The sequence below is a fragment of the Henriciella pelagia genome, assembly GCF_002088945.1.
Classification (GTDB): domain Bacteria; phylum Pseudomonadota; class Alphaproteobacteria; order Caulobacterales; family Hyphomonadaceae; genus Henriciella; species Henriciella pelagia.
In genome coordinates, this window is the sequence record NZ_NCSU01000012.1 from 51164 (window position 1) to 57490 (window position 6327).

Consider the following 6327-nt stretch of genomic DNA (forward strand, 5'->3'; position numbering starts at 1 on the left):
GGTTAAGCTCCTGCGCCTTGCGGGCCGGAAGCCGGTCCACGCTGGTTGGTCGAACGGGCACGGGCCTGACCGGAATCTTCGGCCTTCTTGTCCTGTGCCATCGGGTCATGTTCCATGATCTCGCCTTTGTAGATCCAGACCTTCACGCCAATGATGCCGTAGGTCGTCTCTGCTTCGGCGGTGCCATAGTCGATGTCGGCGCGAAGCGTGTGCAGCGGCACGGAGCCTTCTGCATACTGCTCGGTGCGCGCAATCTCTGCGCCGCCGAGACGGCCGGAAACCATGACACGAATACCAAGCGCGCCGAGGCGCATGGAGTTCTGGATCGCGCGCTTCATGGCGCGGCGGAACGAACCGCGGCGCTCGAGCTGGCGAGCAATGTCTTCGGCAACCAGGGTCGCGTCGATCTCAGGCTTCCGGATCTCTACGAGGTTCACGCGAACTTCGTCTTCCGTCATCTTTGAGAGCTTCTTGCGAAGCACTTCGATATCCGCACCCTTCTTGCCGATCACGAGGCCCGGACGGGCGGTGTGGATCGTGACGATGCACTTCTTGTGCGGGCGCTCGATGACGATGCGGGAGATACCAGCCTGCTTCAGCTGATCCTTGATCGTGTTGCGAATTTTCAGGTCTTCGTGAACCAGGCGGCCATAGTCTGCCGTGTCGGCATACCAGCGGCTGTCCCAGGTCCGGTTGATACCGAGACGCAGACCAACGGGGTTAATCTTCTGGCCCATTATGCGGCCTCCGCTTCAACAGATGTGTCGCGCAGCACGATGGTCAGCTGCGAGAAGGGTTTCATGATGCGAGCCGCGCGGCCACGTGCACGAGCGCGGATACGCTTCATGACGAGATTCTTGCCGACATGGGCTTCAGCGACGACCAGGCTGTCGATGTCAAGATTGTGGTTGTTCTCGGCGTTCGACATGGCCGACCAGAGTACCTTGTAGACGTCCTGGGCGGCACGCTTGCGCGAGAATTTCATCTCGTTCAGCGCGCGCTGGATCGGCATGCCGCGGATCTGCTGAGCCAAGAGGTTCAGCTTCTGCGGGCTGGAGCGATACATGCGCAGAACGGCGCGAGACTCGTTCGAAGCCTGACGGGGAGGATTCTTTGCCTTAGCCATGGCTACTTCCTCTTCGCTTTCTTGTCGGCGCCATGACCGTAATAGGTACGGGTCGGCGCGAACTCACCGAATTTGTGACCAACCATTTCCTCTGTGACGAGGACTGGGACGAACTTGTTGCCATTGTGGACCTGAAAGTTCAGGCCAACGAATTGCGGCATGATTGTGGACCGGCGCGACCAGGTCTTGATGACCTCACGGCGCTCGGAAGCCTGAGCTTTTTCTGCCTTCTTGAGCAGATAGCCGTCGACGAACGGACCTTTCCAAACGGAACGTGGCATATCTCTCGCTCCCTAGCGTTTCGCGTTGCGGCGACGGATGATCAGACGATCCGAAGCCTGGGTCTTGCGGGTCTTAGGACCGCGGGTTTTCTTACCCCAAGGCGTCACCGGGTGACGGCCACCGGAGGTCTTGCCCTCACCACCACCGTGCGGGTGATCAACCGGGTTCATCGCAACACCGCGAACCTTCGGGCGCTTGCCGAGGTAGCGGGAACGACCGGCCTTGGAGAGGACCTTGTTCATATTGTCCGGGTTCGACACTGCGCCGACAGTTGCCAGGCAGCTGTCCGGCACCATGCGAAGCTCGCCCGAAGACAGCTTGATCTGGGCATAGCCGGCGTCACGGCCAACCAGCTGAACATAGGTACCGGCGGAACGGGCGATCTGACCGCCCTTCTGAGGCTTGATTTCCACATTGTGGATAATCGTGCCGACGGGAATGTTCTTCAGTGGAAGAACGTTGCCCGGCTTGATGTCTGCCGTCTTGGACGTCACCACCGTGTCGCCGATCGCAAGACGTTGCGGCGCGATGATGTAGGACTGCTCGCCGTCCTGATACTTGATCAGGGCGATGAAAGCCGTGCGGTTTGGATCATACTCAAGGCGCTCGACCGTCGCTGGGACATCCCAGCGGGTGCGCTTGAAGTCGACCTTGCGATAGAGACGCTTGGCGCCGCCACCGATACCGCGTGCGGTCACGCGTCCGAGATTGTTACGACCACCCGATTTGGTGAGGCCTTCGGTCAGCGATTTGACCGGACGGCCCTTGTGCAGCTCCGAGCGGTCAACAATGACGAGCTGGCGCTGGCCTGGGGAGGTCGGATTGAAAGTCTTGAGTGCCATACTTGCTCTCCTACAGTCCGGTCGTGATGTCGACGGACTGTCCGTCTTTCAGGGTGACGATCGCTTTTTTGGTGTCAGAGCGGAACCCGAGCTTCCCACGGAAGCGCTTGGTCTTGCCTTTGACCTTGATCGTGTTGACCTTGGTCACGTCCACTTTGAACAGCGCCTCAACCGCTTCCTTGATGTCCTTCTTGTTGGCGGACAGGGGAACGGAGAAAACGATCTTGTTTTCTTCTGCAAGCAGGGTCGACTTTTCCGTAATGACCGGAGCGAGCAGCGTATCGTAATTGTGTGCCTTCACGTCAGCCATGGCTTATTTCCCTTCCTTGGCTTTCGCTTCGAAGCGAGCACCGATGCCCTCAAGAGCGCTCTTGGTCACAACAAGCTGCTTGCGGCGCAGGATGTCGTAGACGTTGAGGCCAGCAACCGGCAGCACGTCGATATTTGGAATGTTGCGCGCGGCCTTTGCGAAGTTGTCGTCAACTTCGGCGCCGGCAATAATCAGGGCATTATCAACACCAAGCCCCTTGAACTTGGCGGACAGTTCTTTCGTCTTCGCAGCATCGAGCTTCGCATCATCGATGATGATCAGCGCGTCGCCCTTGACCTTCGCAGAAAGCGCATGCGCCAGAGCGAGCTTGCGAACCTTCTTCGGCAGGTCGTGTGCGTGGCTGCGGACACGAGGACCATGAGCAACCGCACCACCCACAAAGATGGGCGCATTGCGCGAACCGTGGCGAGCGCCGCCAGACCCTTTCTGGCGGATAAATTTCTTGGTCGTGACGGAGACTTCGTCGCGCGACTGGGTCTTGTGCGTGCCAGCCTGGCGTTTCGCCAGCTGCCAGCGGACCGTGCGATGCAGCAGGTCGGCGCGAATGTCGGTCAGGCCGAATACGGCCTCATCAACTGTCGCTTTGCCCGCGGCTTTGCCGTCCAGAGTTTTGACTGCGAGTTCCATTATTCACCAGCCTCCGATTCCTCGGCCTCTACTTTTTTCTCAGCGCCACCCTTGGTGCGGAACGAACCAGCAGCGGGCGCATCCTCAGGAAGCGCCCTCTTCACCGCATCGCGCACCTCAACATATGAACCGTCATGACCCGGGATTGCGCCCTTCACGAGGATGATGCCGCGCTCAGCGTCGGTGCGAACGACCTCGAGATTCTGGACGGTGACACGGTCGACACCATAGTGACCGGCCATCTTCTTCCCTTTGAACACCTTGCCCGGATCCTGACACTGGCCAGTCGAACCGTGGGAACGGTGAGAAATGGAAACACCATGTGAAGCACGAAGGCCACCAAAGTTCCAGCGCTTCATGGCGCCAGAGAAACCGCGGCCTAGCGAAACGCCAGCAACGTCGACGCGCTGACCGACCGCAAAGTGGTCTGCAACAACTTCTGCACCGACTTCAGGCAGATCGCCACTCACGCGAAACTCCACGAGCTTGCGCTTCGGCGCGACACCGGCCTTGGCAAAAGCTTCACGTTGGGCTTTCGCCGTACGCTTGGCTTTGGCTTCGCCCGCGCCCATCACGACAGCAGTGTAGCCGTCATTACGGGTCACAGTGACCTTTTCTTTCTTCTTTCCGCGATTGACGCTGACTTCCCGGTCTTCGTCGGTGCGAAGGCCGACAACCTGACAGCCATCAAGCGAAAGGACGGTCACCGGAATGTGACGACCATTCTCGTTAAAGATACGCGTCATGCCCAGCTTGCGGGCAATAACGCCGGAACGTTGAGCCGGAAGGGCCATCTTAGCGCGCTCCCTCAAGTTTGATTTCGATACCAACACCCGCCGACAGGTCGAGCTTCATGAGCGCGTCAACCGTCTGCGGGGTTGGGTCCACGATATCGAGAATGCGCTTGTGCGTGCGGATCTCGAACTGATCGCGGGATTTTTTGTCGATGTGCGGAGAGCGGTTCACAGTGAAACGCTCAATGCGGGTCGGCAGCGGGATCGGGCCACGCACGTCAGCGCCAGTGCGCTTCGCAGTCGACACGATTTCCTTCGCCGACAGATCGAGGGCGCGGTGATCGAAGGCTTTCAGCCTGATCCGGATATTTTGTTTTTCCATCGTACGGTATCCCGTCCACATGAATGACGCGCCTAGGCGCACGCTATAATGGAGCGCCCTGACGCATTCGGCTGAATTGTCTGTTTCGGTGGGAAGCGTTTGCCACACGAGGCACAGCCGACCCTTCGAAGGGCGCGGTGTATGGGATTTGTATCGGGCCGTCAACACCGCAACGGTGAATCTTTACAGCGACCAGCAGCAAGTCATTCAGGATCACCTCTTTTCAGTTGGACCCGTTTCATAACTTATGACCAAAATGGGCTGCGTGAACCGCGGAACCGGGGGAGCTGAAATGAGTGACGACTTGCTTCAAGCGGCGCGCGCCGTGCGTGAAAATGCCCACGCGCCCTATTCCGACTTCCACGTTGGCGCTGCAATCCGAAGCCGCAGCGGCATCCATGTGGGCTGCAATGTCGAAAACGCCTCCTTTCCGGAAGGGACATGTGCCGAGGCGGGTGCCATATCCGCCATGGTGGCGGCAGGTGACACAGAAATACTCGAAGTCCTGATCTATGCCGATGCCGACCGGCCGGTAGCGCCCTGCGGCGGCTGCCGACAGCGGCTCGCCGAATTCGCCGGCCCGGACGTGCCGGTCAGGCTTGCCAGCGAAAGGGGCATCGAATCGGAAACTACTCTTGGCGCGCTGTTGCCCGCCACTTTTAGATATGGCTGACCCAGCGGCACAACGCTTAACATTCAGGCCAGGTCCCGCCCCAATGAGTGCAGTTTCCTGCATCCAGACGAAAAAAGGGCCGCCCCGTTTGGAGCGGCCCTTGAATTATCGTCAGCCTTTTGGGCTGCGGAGTGTCTTACTTCGTCACGCTGGAGACGACGCCTGCACCGACGGTGCGGCCGCCTTCGCGGATGGCGAAGCGCAGGCCCTGGTCCATGGCAATCGGCGCGATGAGCTCGACTTCCATTTTGACGTTGTCGCCTGGCAGAACCATTTCCTTGTCCGCTGGAAGCTTCACAACACCCGTCACGTCCGTCGTACGGAAGTAGAATTGTGGACGGTAGTTGGTGAAGAATGGCGTGTGACGGCCACCCTCTTCCTTGGTCAGGATGTAGGCTTCTGCCTCGAACGTCGTGTGCGGCGTGATTGAACCTGGCTTACACAGCACCTGGCCACGCTCGACGCCTTCACGGTCGATACCGCGGATCAGCGCGCCGATATTGTCGCCGGCCTGGCCCTGGTCGAGCAGCTTGCGGAACATCTCGACGCCGGTAACCGTCGTCTTCTGCGTGTCGCGGATGCCGACAATCTCGACTTCCTCGCCAACCTTGATGATGCCCTGCTCCACACGGCCGGTCACAACCGTACCGCGGCCGGAGATCGAGAACACGTCCTCGACCGGCATCAGGAACGGCTTGTCCAGCGGACGCTCTGGCGTCGGGATGTACTCGTCGACAGCGGCCATCAGCTCGATGATCTTGTCCTTGCCGATGTTCGCGTCGCGGCCTTCAACAGCGGCCAGCGCAGAACCGGCAACGATCGGAATGTCGTCGCCCGGGAAGTCGTAGGAGGACAGAAGCTCACGAACTTCCATCTCGACGAGCTCGAGAAGCTCTTCATCATCGACCTGGTCGACCTTGTTCAGGAACACAACAAGCGCAGGAACGCCAACCTGGCGGGCCAGCAGGATGTGCTCGCGCGTCTGCGGCATCGGGCCGTCAGCAGCGTTCACAACCAGGATCGCGCCGTCCATCTGCGCCGCACCCGTGATCATGTTCTTCACATAGTCAGCGTGACCCGGGCAGTCGACGTGCGCATAGTGACGGTTCTCAGTCTCATACTCGACGTGCGCGGTGTTGATGGTGATGCCGCGGGCCTTCTCTTCTGGCGCATTGTCGATGTCCGCATAGGACTTCGCCGCACCGCCATAGGTCTCCGCCATCGTCATCGTGATCGCTGCCGTCAACGTCGTCTTGCCGTGGTCAACGTGGCCGATCGTGCCAATGTTCACGTGCGGCTTGTTCCGCTCAAACTTCTCCTTGGCCATGGG

10 protein-coding genes are annotated in these 6327 nt (G+C 59.6%); 1 reads left to right on the forward strand and 9 read right to left on the reverse strand.

Annotated elements, in window-relative coordinates:
* Positions 1–2 precede the first annotated feature (2 nt).
* Genes rpsC through rpsJ form a run of 8 tightly spaced genes read right to left on the reverse strand, consistent with a single transcriptional unit; the run spans position 3 to position 4324 of the window.
* The gene (gene rpsC / locus B8746_RS13995; RefSeq protein ID WP_084394332.1) at positions 3–737 is read right to left on the reverse strand and encodes a 30S ribosomal protein S3; all 735 of its coding nucleotides are present in this window, start codon (positions 735–737) and stop codon (positions 3–5) included.
* Complete coding sequence (gene rplV / locus B8746_RS14000; RefSeq protein ID WP_084394333.1) at positions 737–1126, reverse strand: 50S ribosomal protein L22; 390 nt, start codon at positions 1124–1126, stop codon at positions 737–739. Before rplV ends, rpsC begins: the two co-directional genes overlap by 1 nt.
* Positions 1127–1128: 2 nt before the next feature.
* The gene (gene rpsS, locus B8746_RS14005) at positions 1129–1407 is read right to left on the reverse strand and encodes a 30S ribosomal protein S19 (protein WP_084394334.1); all 279 of its coding nucleotides are present in this window, start codon (positions 1405–1407) and stop codon (positions 1129–1131) included.
* Between the two features lie 12 nt (positions 1408–1419).
* Complete coding sequence (rplB, locus tag B8746_RS14010) at positions 1420–2250, reverse strand: 50S ribosomal protein L2 (protein WP_084394335.1); 831 nt, start codon at positions 2248–2250, stop codon at positions 1420–1422.
* Positions 2251–2260: 10 nt separating this feature from the next.
* Positions 2261–2560 (reverse strand): 50S ribosomal protein L23, encoded by a 300-nt coding sequence (locus B8746_RS14015; RefSeq protein ID WP_084394336.1) that lies wholly within the window; start codon positions 2558–2560, stop codon positions 2261–2263.
* A 3-nt stretch (positions 2561–2563) separates the two neighbouring features.
* Complete coding sequence (rplD, locus tag B8746_RS14020; protein WP_084394337.1) at positions 2564–3208, reverse strand: 50S ribosomal protein L4; 645 nt, start codon at positions 3206–3208, stop codon at positions 2564–2566.
* On the reverse strand, positions 3208–4002 hold the full coding sequence (gene rplC / locus B8746_RS14025) for a 50S ribosomal protein L3 (protein ID WP_084394338.1): 795 nt from the start codon (positions 4000–4002) through the stop codon (positions 3208–3210). The genes rplD and rplC overlap by 1 nt, the downstream gene beginning before the upstream one ends.
* Before the next feature lies 1 nt (position 4003).
* The gene (rpsJ, locus tag B8746_RS14030; RefSeq protein ID WP_084394339.1) at positions 4004–4324 is read right to left on the reverse strand and encodes a 30S ribosomal protein S10; all 321 of its coding nucleotides are present in this window, start codon (positions 4322–4324) and stop codon (positions 4004–4006) included.
* Positions 4325–4616: 292 nt separating this feature from the next.
* Here rpsJ and B8746_RS14035 point away from each other — a divergent pair, with 292 nt between their 5' ends.
* Positions 4617–4997: a cytidine deaminase gene (locus B8746_RS14035; RefSeq protein ID WP_084394341.1), complete on the forward strand. Its 381-nt coding sequence runs from the start codon at positions 4617–4619 to the stop codon at positions 4995–4997.
* Positions 4998–5133: 136 nt separating this feature from the next.
* Here B8746_RS14035 and tuf read toward each other — a convergent pair whose 3' ends face one another.
* On the reverse strand, positions 5134–6324 hold the full coding sequence (gene tuf, locus B8746_RS14040) for an elongation factor Tu (protein WP_084391653.1): 1191 nt from the start codon (positions 6322–6324) through the stop codon (positions 5134–5136).
* Between the last annotated feature and the right edge of the window lie 3 nt (positions 6325–6327).